Below are 327 nucleotides of genomic sequence, written 5' to 3'. Positions count from 1 at the left end.
CAACCTTTCCGCAGACACCTCGATCGCATCGGAATGGGTCGAACCCCAGAAGCGATCGCCGAGATACTCCCGACCCCTGCGCTGCAAGATTTGCTCGTTGCCGAGATGAGGACTCGCAAACTGCCGCTTACAGAACAGGGATGGGAGAAATTAGCATCGCAATCCAGCCTCAACGCGCAACGGTTGAGCGAAATCGCATCGGGAGCACCACCGAGGGGTTCGGAACTAGGAGCAATTGAAGCGCTGCTAACATCCACTCGGCAACCCGATGGTTCTCCCTGGAGCAAATCGGATTTAAAAGCGTTAGTCGATCGCGATTTTGGTGAA

The 327-nt window shown here is 55.0% G+C and carries 1 protein-coding gene; it reads left to right on the top strand.

Annotation, left to right across the window (positions count from 1 at the left end; genetic code table 11):
- Positions 1 to 327: hypothetical protein (locus tag AC0QH1_RS00725; protein WP_324628807.1), on the top strand; the 327-nt coding region annotated here is incomplete at both ends.

The sequence above is a fragment of the Phormidium sp. CCY1219 genome (genome assembly GCF_055795085.1).
The sequence above is the reverse complement of the archived record's forward strand: the minus strand, read 5'-3'. Positions and strand labels throughout refer to the sequence as shown.